The 19280-nt window shown below is 41.5% G+C and carries 16 protein-coding genes and 1 pseudogene; 11 read left to right on the top strand and 6 right to left on the bottom strand.

Annotated elements, in window-relative coordinates; translation table 11 throughout:
• The first annotated feature begins 249 nt into the window (after positions 1–249).
• The 3 genes from AB4153_RS19205 to AB4153_RS19195 all read left to right on the top strand — a co-directional run bounded on the left by AB4153_RS19205 (position 250) and on the right by AB4153_RS19195 (position 2681).
• Entirely contained in the window at positions 250–804 is a 555-nt protein-coding gene (locus AB4153_RS19205; RefSeq protein WP_371998404.1) for a carboxymuconolactone decarboxylase family protein, read from the top strand.
• A gap of 85 nt (positions 805–889) precedes the next feature.
• Positions 890–1537 (top strand): DsbA family oxidoreductase, encoded by a 648-nt coding sequence (locus tag AB4153_RS19200; protein WP_102527667.1) that lies wholly within the window; start codon positions 890–892, stop codon positions 1535–1537.
• A 172-nt stretch (positions 1538–1709) separates the two neighbouring features.
• Complete coding sequence (locus AB4153_RS19195) at positions 1710–2681, top strand: diguanylate cyclase (RefSeq protein ID WP_371998403.1); 972 nt, start codon at positions 1710–1712, stop codon at positions 2679–2681.
• A gap of 74 nt (positions 2682–2755) precedes the next feature.
• On the opposite strand, the gene AB4153_RS19190 is transcribed toward AB4153_RS19195, so the two are convergent.
• Complete coding sequence (locus AB4153_RS19190) at positions 2756–4240, bottom strand: lytic polysaccharide monooxygenase (RefSeq protein WP_371998402.1); 1485 nt, start codon at positions 4238–4240, stop codon at positions 2756–2758.
• A 640-nt stretch (positions 4241–4880) separates the two neighbouring features.
• On the opposite strand from AB4153_RS19190, the gene AB4153_RS19185 reads away from it, so the two are divergent.
• A complete protein-coding gene (locus AB4153_RS19185) occupies positions 4881–5987 on the top strand; it encodes an acyltransferase (RefSeq protein ID WP_303517269.1) in 1107 nt (368 codons plus the stop codon).
• Positions 5988–6773: 786 nt separating this feature from the next.
• Here AB4153_RS19185 and AB4153_RS19180 read toward each other — a convergent pair.
• Positions 6774–7427, bottom strand: coding sequence for a pseudouridine synthase (locus tag AB4153_RS19180; RefSeq protein ID WP_102527670.1), 654 nt, complete (start codon positions 7425–7427; stop codon positions 6774–6776).
• Positions 7428–7538: 111 nt separating this feature from the next.
• Between AB4153_RS19180 and AB4153_RS19175 the strand changes: the two are divergent.
• A pseudogene (locus AB4153_RS19175) lies at positions 7539–7655 on the top strand (hypothetical protein); the annotation flags it as partial.
• Between the two features lie 22 nt (positions 7656–7677).
• Here the strand turns inward: AB4153_RS19175 and AB4153_RS19170 are convergent.
• Both AB4153_RS19170 and AB4153_RS19165 read right to left on the bottom strand, forming a co-directional pair.
• Positions 7678–8355: a haloacid dehalogenase type II gene (locus AB4153_RS19170; RefSeq protein WP_102527671.1), complete on the bottom strand. Its 678-nt coding sequence runs from the start codon at positions 8353–8355 to the stop codon at positions 7678–7680.
• A 56-nt stretch (positions 8356–8411) separates the two neighbouring features.
• On the bottom strand, positions 8412–9008 hold the full coding sequence (locus AB4153_RS19165; protein ID WP_371998401.1) for a TetR/AcrR family transcriptional regulator: 597 nt from the start codon (positions 9006–9008) through the stop codon (positions 8412–8414).
• A gap of 268 nt (positions 9009–9276) precedes the next feature.
• On the opposite strand from AB4153_RS19165, the gene AB4153_RS19160 reads away from it, so the two are divergent.
• The 5 genes from AB4153_RS19160 (at position 9277) to AB4153_RS19140 (ending at position 15131) form a co-directional block, all read left to right on the top strand.
• A complete protein-coding gene (locus tag AB4153_RS19160) occupies positions 9277–9675 on the top strand; it encodes a hypothetical protein (RefSeq protein WP_371998400.1) in 399 nt (132 codons plus the stop codon).
• Between the two features lie 161 nt (positions 9676–9836).
• Positions 9837–10532 (top strand): HupE/UreJ family protein, encoded by a 696-nt coding sequence (locus AB4153_RS19155; RefSeq protein WP_371998399.1) that lies wholly within the window; start codon positions 9837–9839, stop codon positions 10530–10532.
• A 48-nt stretch (positions 10533–10580) separates the two neighbouring features.
• The gene (locus tag AB4153_RS19150) at positions 10581–11225 is read left to right on the top strand and encodes a hypothetical protein (RefSeq protein ID WP_371998398.1); all 645 of its coding nucleotides are present in this window, start codon (positions 10581–10583) and stop codon (positions 11223–11225) included.
• 319 nt (positions 11226–11544) lie between these two features.
• Positions 11545–13812, top strand: coding sequence for an OmcA/MtrC family decaheme c-type cytochrome (locus tag AB4153_RS19145; protein WP_371998397.1), 2268 nt, complete (start codon positions 11545–11547; stop codon positions 13810–13812).
• Between the two features lie 140 nt (positions 13813–13952).
• Positions 13953–15131 (top strand): transcriptional regulator, encoded by a 1179-nt coding sequence (locus AB4153_RS19140; RefSeq protein WP_371998396.1) that lies wholly within the window; start codon positions 13953–13955, stop codon positions 15129–15131.
• 267 nt (positions 15132–15398) lie between these two features.
• Here AB4153_RS19140 and AB4153_RS19135 read toward each other — a convergent pair whose 3' ends face one another.
• Together AB4153_RS19135 and AB4153_RS19130 are read right to left on the bottom strand one after the other, a co-directional pair.
• Entirely contained in the window at positions 15399–15698 is a 300-nt protein-coding gene (locus AB4153_RS19135; protein WP_229370896.1) for a DUF3144 domain-containing protein, read from the bottom strand.
• Positions 15699–15876: 178 nt separating this feature from the next.
• Positions 15877–18330: a patatin-like phospholipase family protein gene (locus AB4153_RS19130; protein WP_371998395.1), complete on the bottom strand. Its 2454-nt coding sequence runs from the start codon at positions 18328–18330 to the stop codon at positions 15877–15879.
• 576 nt (positions 18331–18906) lie between these two features.
• On the opposite strand from AB4153_RS19130, the gene AB4153_RS19125 reads away from it, so the two are divergent.
• Positions 18907–19239 carry a TM2 domain-containing protein gene (locus AB4153_RS19125; RefSeq protein WP_102527680.1) on the top strand — a complete coding sequence of 111 codons (333 nt, stop codon included), beginning with the start codon at positions 18907–18909 and terminating at the stop codon, positions 19237–19239.
• Positions 19240–19280: the final 41 nt, after the last annotated feature.

The following is a 19280-nucleotide window of genomic DNA, read 5'->3' as shown; positions in this document are numbered from 1 at the left end:
CACATGCCATGATGGCTATTTATCGTTCTGCCACTTCAATCTCACTAAAAAAATTATAACGATAAATCATAGAGATAAGCAGTAATAACCGTCTTTTTGAACACTTGTTCAAAATATAACTTGAACGATCGTTCAAGGTAGGGGTATAGTATTGCCATACCGAGCGGTTAACCCCGACACTTTTGAATGACATCCTGTTTTAGGGTTTTGCCACCTTAAGCCCTATCAAATAAAAATTGGAGTAATACCATGAGCAAATTTACTATCCACAATATCGACACCGCCCCACAGGCTAGCAAAGCTATGTTAGAAGGTTCTCAAAAAGCATTTGGCATGATCCCCAATTTGCATGGTGTGTTAGCCGAATCGCCGAGTACTTTTGAGGCATACCAAACACTGCATACTCTGTTTACTCAGTCATCTTTTAATGCCGAAGAGTTAACGGTTGTATGGCAAACCATCAATGTTGAACATGAGTGTACTTATTGCGTACCGGCTCACACTGGGATTGCTCACTCAATGAAGGTCGATGCTGCGTTAACTGAAGCATTAAGAAACCGCGGTGCAATGCCAACAGCTAAACTGCAAGCGCTGCATGACACCACATTATTAATGGTGCGCAATCGTGGCGTGTTATCTGACGCAGAAATGGAAGCCTTTTTTGCAGCTGGTTATGGCCAACAACAATTACTGGAAATCATTTTAGGCTTATCGCAAAAAGTGATCAGTAACTATGTAAACCATGTGGCTAAAACCCCCGTTGATGAGCCATTCCAACAGTTTAACTGGCAAGCGACTAAGTAAATAACATACTAGAAAAGAGTGGTGCATTATCCACTCTTTAATGTTTTACTGCCCCCTCTTTCTATTCAGCAGTATAAGGTCTTTTATGTCGACAAAAATTAAACTCGACGTTGTCTCAGACGTCGTATGTCCATGGTGCATCATTGGTTACAACAGCTTAAACCAGGCGATTGTTGAACTCGGTATTGAAGATCAAATTGAGCTTGAATGGCAACCGTTCGAACTCAATCCCGATATGCCAGCAGAAGGGGAAAACTTACGTGATCACGTTGCGCGTAAATACGGTTCTAGCGCACAAGATAGCGCTAAAGCTCGAGAAAACATCACCCAACGTGGCGCCGAACAAGGGTTTGCATTTAACTTTAATGACGATTCAAAAATCGTTAACACCTTTGATGCTCATATTTTACTGGATTATGCCAAATCTCAAGGTAAGCAAACAGAGCTAAAACTGCGTTTATTCAGTGCCTATTTTACCGAGCATAAAGATGTCTCCGACAGAAATGTACTAGCCAGTGAAGTTGCCGCAGTCGGCCTAAATTCCGACGAAGCCATGGCATTACTGGATAACCCAGAAGTCAGAGCACATCTAAAAGCAGAAAAAGATCAATGGACCGCGGCAGGTATATCGTCTGTTCCGACGGTCGTGTTTAATCGCACCAGCGCATTAAATGGCGCTCACCCAGTTGAGACTTACAAGCAAGTGCTGACTGAGCTGCTCGCTAAACAATAGCAATCGGCAATTTGCAATCGCAATTCGCCAACAGTGAACTTGCAAATCCCCCTTAACAGCAGCTCATTGAGCTGCTGTTTATCTATATTCATCGCAATAAATAGACCATAAATTTCTACTCAATTTTTTGCACTATAATTAAATTCTTCATGAACGTATGACGGACTGATCAATGAATAAAAAAACAATACTTGATCCCAAAGCTTTCCTACTTGATAAACCTAATGAGCTAATTTCGCTCGATAAATGGCAAAAAACAGTCAACCTTCTCGCCAAAGTGTTTCATGCTCCCGCGGGCTTTTTAGTCCAATACACTCCTGATGGGTTTCAAGTCACTATTGCCAGTCAACAAAGCAGCAACCCTTACGCAGCCGGTATTATCATTGAACCTGAAGCCAATATATTTTGCCGCAAGATCGTTGAAACAGGTGAGCCACTTTATGTTGCCAATGCCCCTATTGATCCCTGCTGGGATACCAACCCCGAAGTCCATAATGATGGCTTTACTTCATACTTAGGTGTACCGGTTTTTTGGCCCGACGGCACGCCTTTCGGCACTTTTTGTGTGATGGACTACGACCAAACAGAATATGAACCCAGCTACCTGGAGCTCATTGAACAGTTAAAAGATATCCTTGAATCCGATCTCACCTTAATCGACCTATATGGCCGAATGCAGCAACTTGCGATTACCGACCCGCTATCAGAAATTAATAACCGCCGAGGCTTTGAAGTCTTAGGTAAACAACGCATATCTTTAGCAAAACGCAATCAAGCCAAACTAGGGTTATGCTATCTAGATGTGGATAACTTTAAACAGATCAATGACCAATTTGGCCATAAAGTGGGAGATGAATTAATCCAACATATCGGTGTGGTGTTAAAAGCAACTGTGCGTCAAAGCGACGTTATTGGCCGCATTGGTGGCGATGAATTTGTCGCATTAGTGCTATTAGAAAATAAGAACGACCAAACGGTGATCAAACAGCGATTACAGAAAGGTTTTTTATCGGCCAGACACAGCCCTAATCTACCTGATTACAGTGTTTCCATCGGCATTATTGACGTGGATCTTAATACTGACTTTGTTGAACTACTCGATAAAGCAGATCAGGAAATGCTAAAAAATAAAAAGCCAGTTTAGCTAACTAAACTGGCTTTAATGTCATTGATTAAGTGGCTCTAGTTTTACCAATAATGGCTATTAGCAAAGCGATATTATCGCCAAACGCCCCACTCACCTGTCGTGCCAGGTTGCTCACCTTGGGTCCACCATTTAGCTGTCCAAGTTCGACCATCAAATGTTACTGTATCCCCTTCAACATAAACCTTATCCGCATCCCAATCCCCTTCAACAGGTGGAACTTCTGGCGTTTCTTCTTCACCGATTACAGTGAATCCATATACTGAACTGTCACTGCCTTCGCTGTTTGATACCGTTAATCTAAACGACAATTCATGCTCACCTTGGCTATCTAATTGCTGAGTATTAACCATTAACTCGTTATACAAACCTTGCTCAACATTTACGGCAGGACCACTTAATTGCGCCCATTGCACACTATCAAACTCACCTTGGGTATTATGTGGATGAAGCACGACTACAGTGCCGTGCTCTACCTCAGCAATTTCAATTTCTTGTAAAGCCTGTGGCGTGATAACAGCTTTTAATTGTGGGTCAATTTCTTCAGCAACAATACTGAATACACCTGAAGCACGCTCATCTTTTGAATTAAAGTAATTAGCATGTAGGTTATCTCTAAAATACATGTAGTGATTCATTTCAGCATGCCAATCACCAATAAACACATGACCACTGTGATTAGTTTCGTAGTAGCCACTGATTTGCGATGCTAATAATCGATCCCAATCGAGTTGATTATCAGTAGTGATTTTAATGCTAAATGAGTTATGTACTTCACCATATTGATTCAGCACATCATATTTAACCGACTCACCGATTTGAGGGGTATTAATGCTGATGTCACTCGGGATAAATTGCTCACCTTTATTTAAGTAAGGTAAGTCTGGATCAACCGGAGGCTGTTCATCACCAGTAATGGTAATGTCGCTGCAGTTATAGAAACCTTCACCGACAGGGTCGATACGCTGCCATCTTGTATACAACACGGCATCACCACTGCGATCAGCTGGAATAGTCACGTTCATGCGATACTTTTTATCAGCACCTACAGTAATATCACCGTATTCTTGAATTAATTCTAAATCATCCCACTTAAGAGTTTGGGATACATCAACACCGGGTTTTGTTAGATAGATTTCCCAGTATGACGGGTTATGTGGCGCTGTTGCATTGAAAATAAATTCAAATGTCCCTGGCGCGATTTCAGTGCGCGTCCAGTCTGAGTGTGCGATACCTAGACCACTTTTTTGCGAGTCATTGGCATAACATAATGAACCGTCTGGAATAGCTGCTTTAACAATGTTTTGATCAAGGTAATCTGGCGCTTGAATGTTAATAGCCACTTCATTACGTTGAATAAATGGGTAGGTGCCCGACTCTTGCAGTGCCGCAGCACAAGCTGCATTAGGTGGATTACCAGTCCAAAGTCCACCTTGCTCATAACAGATTGATTGTCTCGCCTCAGGAAACTCTACCCAGCCATGAGCTTGAGCTGTAGTAGGCACGATGAAATACATGGCAGTAAGAATTGATGAAAGTTTAAATATTTGCTTTGACACAGCAAGTCACTCCTTGGGAGTTAAAGAGATAAAGTAAAATAAGGAAAAAGACTAAATGGAGTGAACTATAGGAGCTGATACTCTGATAAAGTCGAAGCAATTATCTAGCGTAATAATCACTGTTTCAACTAGCAATATTTTGACACCGACGTCAAAATGCAACTTATGCTAATTCATTGAATTTTAATAAAATAAACTAAAGAGTATCAGCTTAGTTACAGCATTTTATTTCATTATTAATACCAAACTAAAGAATCAAATAATTTCATCTATCTCAATGAATTATAAAACAAAAAATAATTGACGCGTTAGTCGAGAATTCGATGTTATTGACGAGCAATGAAGTAACGTCAAAAGTCAGTATTAGCGCTTTGCTTAAACTCATAACTTCAACTTACTTCATTGGATGTCACAATCTAATATGGGAGGCTTCTACCCTTGCCACATTTGAGACATCGAAGAACGTTGCACAATTAAAGAGTAAGCATCCACTGTTTAGTAAAATTAAGGCAGAACTGTCAAAGATGGTTTAGTTTTTTTCTAATAAAATACAATGTATTGTTGAAGTGGTATAAAGCATCATTGCACTTAATAAAGTGAGCTTAACCAAGTAATAAAGCAATGGAAGGTAAGTTTATCAATGGATAATGATAGGTTTTCAGAATTAGACTGGCTAAGAGTCATTTTAATTTTTGGCGTTTTTTTACATCATGTTTTTATGCCATTCAATGGTGATGGTTGGCATGTGATGAACAATGAGTCGAGCAAATTACTTGACGATATCATGGTTTATTTTGAGCAATTACGCTTACCTTCTCTATTCTTTATAGCCGGTGCTGGCAGTTTGTTATTATTGAAAAAACTGCCCGCTAGCAAGTTTTTACTAAGCAAATTCCACCGTTTATTTGTCCCTTTAATTATTGGCATGATACTCATTGTGCCGCCACAAATTTATTATGAACATATTAATGATTATAAAAATTTAACTACCGCTTACCAGCAATTAGCGCTTTCATTTAACGCGAATCATTTGTGGTTTATTGAGTTTCTAATTGTGTTTATGGTGCTCGCAATTCCGCTGAATAAGATTCTACATTCTCAAACTGGAAATGCTTTTATTCGCGTCATCGAACACATTACTAAGTCTAGATATGGGTTGTTTTCGTTAGTGATTACTCTAATTATCATCCGATTAGGCTGCAAGCATTGGATGCCTTCACAAGATCATAATATTGAAAACCTATCTATTTCTTTGTTCTATTTCTTTTTCTTTCTAGCAGGTATGTGCTTTATAAACAGCCCCCAAATATGGCAGTCACTACGCGAAAGTCGAAAACTAAACTTAATCATTTTTATGCTGAGTTCAGTACTTTTCTATGGGTATTACTATTCACCAGATCTCAGTGAGTACGCTTCACTAGCAGTTCGCTGGCAGATTTGGTGGTTAGTCTGCACTCTAGTGTCATGGTCGGGGTTATTAGCATTATTTGGCTATGCAAGCGCCATTTGTAGTAGCACACCCAAATGGCTGCGCACCACTAACGAATTGATTTACCCCTTCTACATTTTGCATCAAACCATCATCGTGGTTTTTGCTTTCTATATCGTTCAGTGGGATGCTGGCATTGCTATAAAATCAATATCAGTTTTACTCCTATCGCTAATAACCTGCAGCACAATTTGTTACTTCCTAATTAGGCCACTTAATATCACACGCTACATGTTTGGTTTAAAAGTACTTAAATAAAAATGCAATAGCCTGCATAAGGTTCATACGTTCCCATTGAAACGACAGAAATGCACTGCAGACTCTTTATGATGACTAGGATTTAAGCCTGACGGCTTTATTGGTCGTTGTAACGTAACCCTATTGATATTGGCTAATTTATCTAAACCCACAACTTCAATCTAATCTATTGCCTGCCGCAGGCTTATGTGCTGATACAACTGCTAGACGCTACACGTTTTATAGAAATCAAAAGGTCCCTGAAAGCTCTGCCAAAACATCGATGTTTTGGTCAAATTTGTTCCCGACAATAATGACATTCCTGCCATCCTTGGCAATCAGAAGCTCGCTGCTGCATCTACACTGGGATTTCTGTCTCTTCGATTTAACTTTATATGTAGAAGAAAAAAGATAAAAGCACAAATATCAATAGTTTTACCTGCCCAAAAATTCCATTTGAATTGAGGACGTTGAAGAAAATAGCGTGAGCCTGACAGGACGTCAGGCTAGCTTTCGAGGTGCAGGGATGCACCATCGGAAGCGTTAGCATTTTCGAAGAAGGCCGAAGCAGTAATCAAACAAAGTCAAAAGCTGGATCAATCCCCATCGAAAATCATGCGCTTTTCAGCATTTTTCGTCGGGGCGCTGAGGGTTTGTTAAGGGGTACTAGCGCTTTACCCCTTGACTCTGGTGTGGGCGAAGCGCCACGACTTTCAAACTAAAACTATTCATTTAAAAGGGTTTTATCGATTCAATTTATCCCATCCAACTACCAATCCCTTCCAATTAACTATTAACGATTAACTATTAACTACCCAGTGCTTCATCAAACCCATCTAGCTCAATCACTTCCCCTGCATCCATATCATCAATATGGATATCCCCAATCCGTACTCTCACTAATCGCAATGTTGCAAACCCCACTGCAGCTGTCATTTTACGTATTTGACGATTCTTGCCTTCACACAAAGTAATTGATACCCAGCTGGTTGGCCCATGTCTTGGGTCGCGGATTTTACGCCCTCGACTCGGTAATTCTGGGTCGGCTTTTAACTTAAAGGCTTTGCAAGGTAAGGTGAGATATTTACTGCCATTTATGCCAATTTCAACGCCGCTTTGTAACAGTAAAATCGCCTCAGGGGTAATATCACCGTCAACCTGCACATAGTATTCTTTCTCGATGCCTTTACTGCGAACCTTATGACTCATCATGCCGTCTGTTGTCAGTAGCAACAGTCCTTCTGAGTCATGGTCTAATCGGCCAATTGCCATGGTTTTTTCAGGAAAAGCATGCAGCTCCCCCAGTAAGTGCTTTTTCTTACGAGTTTCAGGCACAAACTGACTTAAAAAACCAAAGGGTTTAAAGATTTTAAAATGCTGATGAGTTTGGGTTGTTTCAGAATTTGGCGCTTGTTCTGAAGCAGTAACTTCAGTTAACCCAGCTTGGTTAATGGTCGGCATTTAGCTGTGCTCGTTGTTGCAATATGATGGGAGTGAGTAGCTAGTATAAAGCGAGATGACTTAGGATGCACAGAGCACTACCCAAGCAGGCTTGTACTCTGTGATTCAATGACGGAGTTTGATGGTTATGCTGGGTACTTGATCCGCAGTAAACCTGCGAGCGAAAATGAAGGCGGTATTCACAGTGGCCAAGGTATTTTAGACTCACTCACCTTAACTGACTCCTAAACTGCATGCGTTAATTAGCTTTTTATTCATCAGAGGCTAATTTCTCAGACAAGCCTTGTAAACTATTAACGACCCGTGTCGGCTTAATCTCCCACGGGTCAAATATAGCTTGAGGACTACGCTGAACCCATGCGGCGTACATGCCAGCTGATATGGCGCCAGTCACATCAAATGGGTTACTGGAGATGAGCCATGTGTTAGCTGCAACACTGTCTGCTCGGCTTAAAAAGTGCTGATAAATAGCAGGGTTAGGCTTAAAGGTTTGAATTTCATCAGCGCTCACTACACCTTCAAAAAATTCTGCAATACCTGCCGAGGTTAATAAGGTTTCAACCGCTTCATTAGTGCCATTTGAGAAAGCAAATAAACGATACCCTTCGGCTTTAAGGGCAAGCAAGCTGGGTTTAACGTCATCAAATGCTGGCAAGGTTTTATAGCTTTCGAGTAAGGTATGTTTTTGAGCTTGAGTTAATTCGATTTGATAATACAGGCAGCTATAATCTAGCGCTTGGCGGGTACACTCACTAAAAGGAACATAGTTTTTCATCAACCCTCGACGAAAAGAATACTCTAATTGTTTCTCACGCCAGGTAGTGGAAAATAAATAAGCTTTGTCACCCATCATAGTGTGCAACTGCGCTAATACACCATGGGTATTAATTAAGGTGCCATAAACATCAAATGCGAGTGTTGTAGCCATGCTAGCTCCCCAAAAAAGCCATCAATAGGCTAGGCGTTTAATTTAACAGAAAATGGTTAACGACATGCTTTTAGCTGTGAGCTATCAAAAACAGCATCGATTAGATCTTGAATCGTTTTATCGTCTTGATTCGCATGTGCATAGGTTCTTATACCTATAATTTGCACCTGAATAAAACGCGCTAATGCTTGTGGATCTTGTTTAGCATCTAGCTCGCCCAATGCTTGTGCTTCAGATAATAACGCGGCAAATTCTGACTCAACCATTGCTAATGCATTTTTGGTTTCTGCTAATAAATCGGCATTATCTTCAGTTAATTCTGCAACTGTTTTCACCAACATACACATACCGCTCGGGGCTGCAGGTTTATTACAAATGACAGAGCGTTCAATAAACAGTTTTAATGCTTTTATTGGCGAGCCAGCATCGACGCGACACTTCGCTAGCATCTCAACACCCATTTGAGCATAGTATTGTAAAGCCTCTTTAAACAGTCCTTCTTTACTACCAAAGCTGGCATAAATACTACCAGGGCGTAGATCGATCACTTCTTGCAGGTTGCGCATTGAAGTGGCGTGAAAACCTTTTTCCCAATATAGGTTGGCCGCTTTTTGAATCGTGTCTTCACGATTAAACTTGGCTAATTTACTCATAAACTTACCCTTATTACGGACGCTAACCACGGACTCTCATCACGTATTTAGGTTACTATATTGAACGATTGCTCAATTTTACAATGAACGACTGTTCAAGTCTAGTTTGCCCTACTTAAGCGTGCCAATAATCACTGCACTGGCAGTTTTAGAGGTTATCTGATTTAATCAGCTGAATAAATGACGCAACTTGGTGCCAAGGCTTAAACAACTGAACTCCAATAACCATCAGGCCAAACTTCCATTTCAATCTAGGCCATTATCCCCAATGACACTGTCGATAGTGTTAGTGGTATTGCTGTGTCTGTTATTTACCATGAGCAGTGCATTCTCAGTGCAATATCCTCACGGAGAACATCCATCAGGTGTTGTGCTTGCTCATCATCATGCCCATTTATCACAGCACTCTCATCCTTACCATGACGCTGACATTACGCTTAACCTGCCCTTTAATGCCACTGAGTCACAGGCAGAAATACTGACGGCGAATCACCCTGTTCAGTCCGCTGCAGATCATGAACATTCTAGCCATTCGCACTCAGCAGCTCATCCACCGTTCGAATCCACTTTTACCGCTGAATTTTCTCATTCGAGCACCCTTTCAGATAATCCAGTCAATTATCAAAGTCACCAATTTTCTCCCCCAATCCCGCCACCACATCAATAACTCACCGACTTTATAATCATATTCTTAATAAGAGTGATTTAACTGACTGTGCAGTCATCGAGGCCAAACTGAATTATTTCAGCCTAATCTCAATGATTAAGCTCAGTCGTAAAGTGATATTTATAACGCGCGTTTGGGCGTGACTTATTGGAGTTACAACAATGAGCCAACCACTGGCCACTGCCATAAAAATGGCCGTGATATTCATGGGGCTTTTCGCTTCATTTTCTTTATTCGCCCATGGTGTTGATGAAGACACTCGGCAATTTCTGACCTTAAACCAGGGCGTTTCCATCTTCCCTTTCATTTACATTGGCGCTAAACACATGGTCACTGGATATGACCATTTACTGTTTCTAGTCGGGGTAATTTTCTTTCTGTTTCGCACCAGAGATGTGCTGATTTACGTCAGTTTATTCACCATTGGCCACAGTGTCACCCTGCTATTTGGAGTGCTAAATGATGTGCAGATTAATGCTTATCTGATTGATGCCATTATTGGGTTTTCAATTGTGTACAAAGGCTTTGATAATCTCGGCGGCTTTAAACGCCTATTCGGGTTTCAACCCAATACTAAAGTTGCAGTGATGATTTTTGGACTGTTTCACGGCTTTGGCTTAGCCACCAAGATCCAAGAGTTTCAGCTCCCCAGTGATGGACTGGTTGCCAACATCATTGCCTTTAATGTCGGTGTTGAAATCGGTCAGTTCTTAGCATTGGGATTAGTACTGATCGTGATGAGCTTATGGCGACGTCATAAAAGCTACCTGCAGTTTTCTACCGCCGCCAATACCTTGCTAATGAGCAGCGGCTTAATGTTAGTGGGCTTTCAATTAACTGGCTATTTTATCAATTAATCAGCCGGAATATGCATCATCATTTACCGCATTTTTTAAGGAACAAACATGAACAATAATGAACAACAGTTGCAGCCAATGGCCATTCCGGTGCACTCCACAGCAACGCTTATTAAAGCCAGTATCGCAGCAGGTGTTATTGCCGCGATTGTGCTGGTCACAGCCATATTACCTGCAGAATACAATATCGACCCGACGGGTATTGGCAAAGCCTTAGGGTTAACCAAAATAGCTCAAGCAGCTGAAATAGGGACTGTTGAAAATGCAGGAAGTGTGATTAATGAAGAAAGTGTAGATGGTATTGAGAGTGCAGAATTAGTCATTGTCACCGCGCCCTTAGTTGCCGACATTAAACAAGCCCGAAAAACGTCAGCGGTAAGATCGGATAGCGTCAATGTGGTTATTCCTGCAGGCAAAGGGTTGGAATATAAATTACTGCTCAATCAATTTACTCATTTAACCTATCAATGGCACACCCTTGATGAAGCCCCGTTGTTTTTTGACTTTCACGGTGAGCCCCAAGGCGATACCACTGGCTATTATGAAAGCTACAACATTAGTACTGCAAATAAAGTGACTGGCTCATTAACCACCCCTTTTGCAGGTGCCCATGGTTGGTATTGGAAAAACACCAGCGATGCTGCCATTACCGTGGTACTCAGCACGACTGGGGCCTATAACATTAAAGGCTGATTGGCTTAATGGTTAGTGGTTAGTGGTTAGTGGTGATGAGTCATCAAACTAAATCAAAAAACTGAATCAAAAAACGGAATCAAAAAAATCCACTGTCGATTATCTTAGCGATACTCTGATAGTGGATTTTTATTAGAGAGCCCTATTTCAAAGCCAAACCATTAACAGCTTCAGTTAAAAAAGCTAAAAATATCTAAAATCAGGCCAAACCCTCTAAAAAACTCTATTTTTAAAACAGTTCACTCATCAAATCTGCCCATCTTTAGCTAATGTCCTCGGCGGAAGCAATACTAATAATCCTAAAATTAAGATGATAATGATGAACAATAAAAAGCACATATTGGCATATAGCATGTCACTGGCCGCTCTTGTTATGGCAGGGTGTGGTAACGATGGCCGTGATGGTGAAGACGGTATTTCACCACCACCTAGCAGCCCTTCAGCAAAGGTTTTATCCCTAGATATTGAAGATGTTTCTGTCTCTGAAGGTAATATTACTCTTAAATTCTCTGCTGAAAATGAACAAGGTACGCCAGTCACAAAAATTAACAGCATTAGAGTGGAAGCCGCTCAGTTACTCGCCCCAAGTAATGGTGATAGCTCTGCTTGGCAATATCTGCTCAACGAAACCTGCAATGAAGAGTGCCCTGGAGAGTTAACCGACTTTGCTAACGGCCAATACCAATACACCATGGGTACCAACCTAGCCGATAGCAGTTACTTTCCAAATGGCTATGATGCAAGTTTACCCCAACGCGTTATCCTCCGCGTAAATGGCACTGAGTTAGTGCCGACCACATATCAAAACACTGATTACATGGTCGATGGTTCTGAGCTATCGTTCACCCGTAATATTGTCGATAGTCAAACATGTTTAAGCTGTCATGAAGACATTGCCAGCATTAAACATGGCGGTGATAGCCTAGAAAACTGTGCCACTTGCCACTCAGCAGGCAGAGTCGATGATGATAAAACATGGCCTATCATTGCTCATCAAGCTCATATTGGTGTTAGCTCTGAGACCGTTGGTAACTGTTTAGCTTGTCACAACAATGAAGAAACAACCGAACACACTGAAGCGCTAAACTGGCAAACAATGCCAACTCGTGAAAATTGCTCTAGTTGTCATAACTTAGAAGAAGCCAACATAGATCATAGCGGTATGAGTGATAACAGCCAGTGCTCAAGCTGCCATAGTGCCGAGCATGTCTATGATAAACACCGAGGCAAAGCCGATGCGGGTATCGCGGGCCGCAGCCTCATGAATGTCAACATTAGCGATGCTAAAATTGTTGATGTTGAAGGTGAATCATTTGCAGAAATCGTGGTTGGACTTGAAGATCAACAAGGCCAGCCGCTGCCTTTTACTAGCACAGAAGCGAAAGATTGGGATTATTTAACCGGGCTTGAGTTGTACGTAAACTGGGGCATTGATGTTAATTTCACCCAAGGGCAACAAGACGGTATAGGGCTTGCTGGTCACATGGGACAAGGCCGAGGCTATACCGTTTACGGTAAAACCACCAAACGAATGACGTCAGAGCAAAGCGGGTTACGTCCTTTAACGCCTGTGCATGCATTAGTTGATGGCAACCTTGTTTACCGGGTCGGGCCAATTGAGATGAATGATACCTTTGCTGGTGATACCTCAGACAATTATGGCTTTATCTCGAATCGAGTCTTTTTCTGCACGGATGATTTAGGTCAAGCTGCGACCTGTGGTGCCGAAGGCGTTAAGAGCAATGCTACTTATAACAAACGTTGGTTCTTTGATGCCAATGGCCTGCGTGATGAAATTAAACGTCGCCCAATTGTGTCAAACAAAAATTGCGGTTCTTGTCATGGTTACAATGAAGAAACGGATACTACCGAGCTAAATTGCCGCAGTTGTCACTCTCGCAATACTGAGTCAAACCTCGAGCTGGCGAATACGACCTGTTTCTCCGGTAATGACGGTGAAGAAGCTATTGCATTTAAGCCTATGATGCCTCGCGGTAAAGGCTACGGCACCTCAACTGCTGATATCGTTGATGCATGTGTCGCATGTCATAATCCCAATACTCCGCCGACCCAAGCCATTCGCGAACGTCATACTGTGCAAGGTGACAAAGACTTTGTTGAGCAACTCGTTGTGAGTCACCCAGATCATAAAATCTGGATGCATTCATTACATAACAACCAGCGGGCAACTCAGAAACAACCGGATTGGATCCGCTCAGTCAATTACCCCGCTAACCAAGCCAACTGTTACCGTTGTCATGAAGGTGACACTTTTGGTGCAGAGCGTTTAACTGAAGAAGGCAAACCCTTGGCATTGGATCTGACTTATGATCCTGATAGCAGAGCATATCCGGCCACTGATGTTAACGTCGATGCTTATGTGAGCCCAGTGTCGGCAACTTGTTATTCGTGCCATGCCAAGCGGTATGACGAAGACAGCAATACCATGGTAATTAAGCCCCATGTACGTGCGCATATGGAGCAAAATGGCGGTCGTTTTGGTGTCCCTAAGGATGAACTGGAAACAGAATCCTGTGTGACTTGCCATAAATTAGACAAACTCAAACAACAGCATAAATTGAATTAATCCCCAAATTCATCATCACTCCACCAAAGGGGCATTTATGCCCCTTTTATTTGAGGAAGGTCATTTTTTTGACCACTTTCACATCAATATCAACCACATTTCGCTATATTATATCTCTTCTAACGCACTCAGGAATTTTCATGTTGTTGCTGGCCAACTTGCTATTCGATTCTGACAAACAAACCCTGACGGATGCTAGAACAGGTGAGCAGCACTCATTATCGTTTTCAGAAAATGCAGTATTAAAACATCTAATACTGGCTGAAGGTGTTGCCACTAAAACCGATTTACAATCAGCTGGTTGGCCTAACCGCAATGCGACTGATGCATCTCTCAATCAATGCATCAGTACCTTAAGACGAAAGCTTGCCAGCGATGAGTCAATAGAGCTTAAAACCATTCCGCGTCATGGTTACGCATTAAACGCGCCACAGACCACAAAGCAAAACAAAAATCCCCGTACAACCCTAACCATCAAAGCTATGGTTATATTGATATTTTTGAGTATCATTATCGCCGTTATAGGGTATAGACAATGGCAACCGTCTTCAGTAAACCTGCCTTTTAAGTTATGCCAACAGCATCCATTAACAGCAGTCATTGAGGCGACCTCAGAAGATCACTGTGATTCATTGCCGCTGCCCATAATTAATCCATCCCAGCCCCAATGGCTAGGACAACACAATCATTACTACAGTTTAGCAATTTGCCCAGAAGGTGATTGCGCTCAAACGGGCTTGCTCAATACCGTTAGCCATAACGCCTTAATATCTGCAGTACAACTACAGCTGCTGACGCAAAAGATACAGCTCACCACCACGCCGTCCAGAAATCAATTAACCTTACCCAAAGCGGCTGTACAAACAACTGAATTAACCGAGCAACATTATAATAATTATATTTATTATCCGACTGAATCTGGTGGCATCGTAAGAGTCGATTTTAGGATGGCCTTGCTCTACAACGAAGACAAAGCAGGTATTATGACGGTTGATGCCTGTATTAGCCTGTTAAATTGCGATGGGGCATCGATACAGTTTCAAGCTCGTTATCAATTTAATGAGCAACAAATAGAGCAAGAAGGTCACAACATAAGTGTATTTTTCATGACCGTTGACCATCAACACCTCACTCCAGATCAACATTTAGGAAAACAAGGCGAACTGTTCACTTTTTACAGCTCGTTGCGCCGCAGCCTATTGTTCGATAATGATATTCGCTACTACCGCCTACAAGATGATGAGCATTATGGTGTATGGCAGTTACCACTGTTAGGCAATCCGGTAGCATGGCTGCATCGACAACAATTAGCGCTATAGTACCTATTGATGAGCCCATTTCACATTCTTGATTGTTGAGTGTTGAGTGTTGAGTGTTGATTGCAGGTGGCAGAGTACTCAGTAGGACTAAGCACAACGCGATATAGGGACTTGGTCATCTTGTCTTGCCCGTTTGTATTGGAAACAATACTGCGATGCCGTTGTTACCGGGGTAATTAACGATAAAAAAATCCACTGTCGATTATCTTAACGATACTCTGATAGTGGATTTTTTAAATCATAACCTAGCGCTGTGCAGCAACAGGCTTACTTTTGCGTTTTACGGTATTGATCGAAATTGGCGATATAGTCGTCCATGTTACCTTCAAGCATCTTGCGATACTCTTCGACGTAATACTCCATCATATCCGCTTTTTTCTGCTGCATTTGTTCTGCACTCTCAAAACCTGTAGAACCGAACCAAGCGTTATAGCGCGATAGTGAATACATAAAAGAAGCGCTAATTTCACCAGTTTTAATTTCTGGGTCTTGGTTGTGCTCATTAGCCACGTTAATAAACTGGTTTGCACGATCGTAAAATGCTTTATTTGGAGCTGAATCTGACATGCTTAGGTCCTTAATAATGAGCCATTAGTGTGCCGACTTTGCGGCAAACCTTATCTATATTCAGATTAACGTGCTTTCACGCCTCTATACTGTAATGTTGTTCACACTCTACAATGGTGAGTTTTGATAACTGTGACCCGCATCATTTTGCAGGTAAGTAAAACCAATTTAAGCTGATTTAAAAGATCTTCCCTAGGGTCAAGTATACCGTTTTATGATGCAAGTCATTTATACCTACACCTAAAACAGCAGGCCCGAACTCAGTTTCAGTACCGACAAAAATGCTCGACGCATAAATGAGATCGCCTAAATCTCGTTCACTCTTATACTGCCAAACATTGCCCATCTCAGCTGAGACACCGAGATATATTGGAATGGCTTTACCTCCGAACCCATGCCAATCAATACGATATTGGTACACTAAAGACCCATAAGCTAACTGTGAGCCGACTAAGGCATCTTTATGTAAGCCGGATAAGTTGAGAAAACCACCCAATTTATGGGTATGAATTAAGCTTACTTGGTTGCTGTCAGTACCACTAAGATTAACTTTACTGATTAATGTATGTTGCCTGTAACTTTGAGCATGTTTGAAAACAAACTCATAATTAAACAGTTCAGTATCATCAAGCATCTCACCTAGAATAGGCACGACAACAGATGCTAAGTTATCTTTATTATAGGCGCCTCTAAGATAAAGCAAGGTGCCTTCACGGGGGAAACTATAACTGTCTAATGAGTCATAGCTTAGCAATGCAAAACTAGAATAAGTGTCATAATCAATATCTAAGTTAAACACTGAATCAGTTTCAATATTGCCCTTTTCAGCCGAAAAACCTAACTCAAAAATCATGTCATTAATCAAATTAATGCCAATCGCTGTGCTGACATGGTGAGCACTATTATCTGTACTGAGACCACGTTCGTTATCCCAGTAATACAATTGCTCCTCTTGAGAGAATTGATATCGCGTTTTCCAGTAGTAAGTATCGAGTGCATCTAAAGGTAAGCGGTATTCAGCGGCCAGTAACTTTTCTCGCCCAGAGGTGAGTTCGAAACGCAATTGAGCACGAGTGCCGGCCACATTATTCATCGTATACATCAAATCAAGCTTCAAATCAGACACTTCACCAAAGTCTTCTTCCCATGAAAACCCAATATCAAAAAAATTAGGCCCCCAACTTTTTTGCTGCGCGTTGAGTACCAGTTGTTTATTATTATCGTCGTCACGGACAGTTTCGACTTCTACTCGCTCAAATTCATTTAATGCGTACACTCTATCTATTGCTGCAACGATATCTTCAGCCTTAGGTCTATCACCCTCTTTGACGGCAAAAGCCGATTCAATCTGCTTGTTATCCACCATACTGTTATTGACCATTGTTATCTGGTGGATAGACTGCTGCTGGAATAAAAGTAATGATTGCTTATAAGCTAGGCGCTGAGATTGATATTGCTGATAGTATTCCGGCGTTGCTTGCAGTGATAATAATTGTTGCTGATGTTCAATCGCCGCCTGCTCACCATTACTAAAACCCAGTGGCATGCTGCTAAAGTCTGTCGTATCTAGCAGGCTAATGTCTGGTCGAATAAGAATATCTTGTGGTTGTAAATTTTCGATTTGCTGAACCGCATTCGCGCGAGTCATGATGGTAGAAAGCTGGCCTAATATGGAGAAGCTATCTTTTAGCTCAGTTTTAGGCGCTAGTTCTGCGCCAATATCAATCGCAATAACGACATCTGCGCCCATTTTTCTAACGGTATCCGCAGGCATGTTACTCACCATCCCACCATCAACTAAATATATCCCCGCTATTTCTACAGGTTGTAATATGCCAGGAACTGAAGCAGACGCCTGCAATGCCTTTAACAAGTTACCAGATTCAAGTACCACGGCATTACCGCTACTGATATCAGTGGCTATCGCTTTAAACGGAATTGCAAGGTTGTCAAACGAGTCTTGCTTAGGCACCAAGCCTGCTGAGCGAATATATAGATTACCCATTGTCTGGCCACGAAGTACGCCCTGAGGCATAAGAATCTCACCATCAAGCGAACCAAATTCAAAAGGAAGATTAAACCGATCAAAATCTTGTTTATCATGATAATTTAATGCCTTACGCGGCACCGCATCATCAAAACCACTGGTCCAATCTAGGTTTAGCATGATTTCTTCAATATCATCAGCACTATAGCCCAACGCATAAAGCCCACCAACATAAGCACCAATACTGGTGCCAGCAATATAATCTACCGCAATCTGATTTTCTTCAAGATAGCGCAACACCCCAACATGGGCCGCACCTTTAGCTCCGCCGCCGCTCAGTGCTAGCCCAACTTTTAAACGTGGTGATTTATCGACTTCAATATGACTGCTATCAACGTCTTTTTGAGGTATAGCCGTTTCTATTAATGGCGCTTCGACCCATTGAGGAGCGACATTTGTTAACTCGCTCTTTGAGGCGAGTACATCGCTTTGTGCGTAAACCAGGGTGGGGGGAAAACCACACAGCGTGATTAAACATATGGTAAACCGCACCATTAACTTTTGCGCCTTAGCTTTTTGCCTCCAAACGTTTTGCAGCCAGATCTGTAACAACCAAGTCTGTAGCAACCAAATGTTATGTTTCACCTGAATAAGCCTCTTAAAAAATAGGGCGCTATCTTACGAGAGAACAAGGTAAGAAAATAAGGGGCATTCGTGAGTTTAATTGTCTCAAATAGCAGTACAATAAGGTCATTTCAATACTGAATAGATCCATGATTGATTGACTCAATCAGCAAAAAGGGCTTAATGATTTTCCGTCGCTCACTCAAATTACGCTAATTGACTAATTGTTTACAAAACCACCGCAACAACATACACAACCGCCCCCAACAAAATTAACAAGTGTATTTTTTTACATAAAAAAGTGAAAGCGACATCGGCATGAACGAATTAACATAAGGTAATAAATTATCAAAATATTCGTAGCTCAACCCTGATGTAGCATTAAAATTAAATTATTAAATTACAATCGGTTAAAACAATAAAACACATTAACCTAAGCTAATTAAATTAAACCCAAGTTAGCCACCAGCACCATAAGCTCCCTTTTATATTGTTAGCTCAATTTTTTATTTTAATAGTGAGATCTAGAACACTAGAACTGAGCGCACACTTGTACTCATAATGCCTCATTAGCAATATTGACCATTGGAGTTTGTAATGCCTCAAATAACCTGCACACAATGCAGCCAGACAATCGACGCGAACTTAATCAGCTGCCCTCAATGTCAGGCAACTCAAGGATTAGACGCACTTGCTGGGATCGATCCGAATATCCGTATTAAAAATCAGAAATGGGCAATATGGTTTGGGTTCTTATTTGGCGGCTTAGGGCTACATAAATTCTATTTAGGTCAATACCTAAAAGGCAGTCTTTACTTAGTATTCAGCTGGACTTTGGTGCCGTTTGTTGTTGGCTGGATTGACTCTATCCGCACCATGAAAATGAGTTCATTTAATTTCGAGCAGCAATACAGTAAACGTGCGATTTAGCACGAAAATGCCGATTATATAATGTGTTATTTGCTGTATTC

The sequence above is a fragment of the Shewanella sp. 10N.286.52.E4 genome (assembly GCF_041468785.1).
Lineage (GTDB): Bacteria > Pseudomonadota > Gammaproteobacteria > Enterobacterales > Shewanellaceae > Shewanella > Shewanella electrodiphila.
The sequence above is the reverse complement of the archived record's forward strand: the minus strand, read 5'-3'. Positions and strand labels throughout refer to the sequence as shown.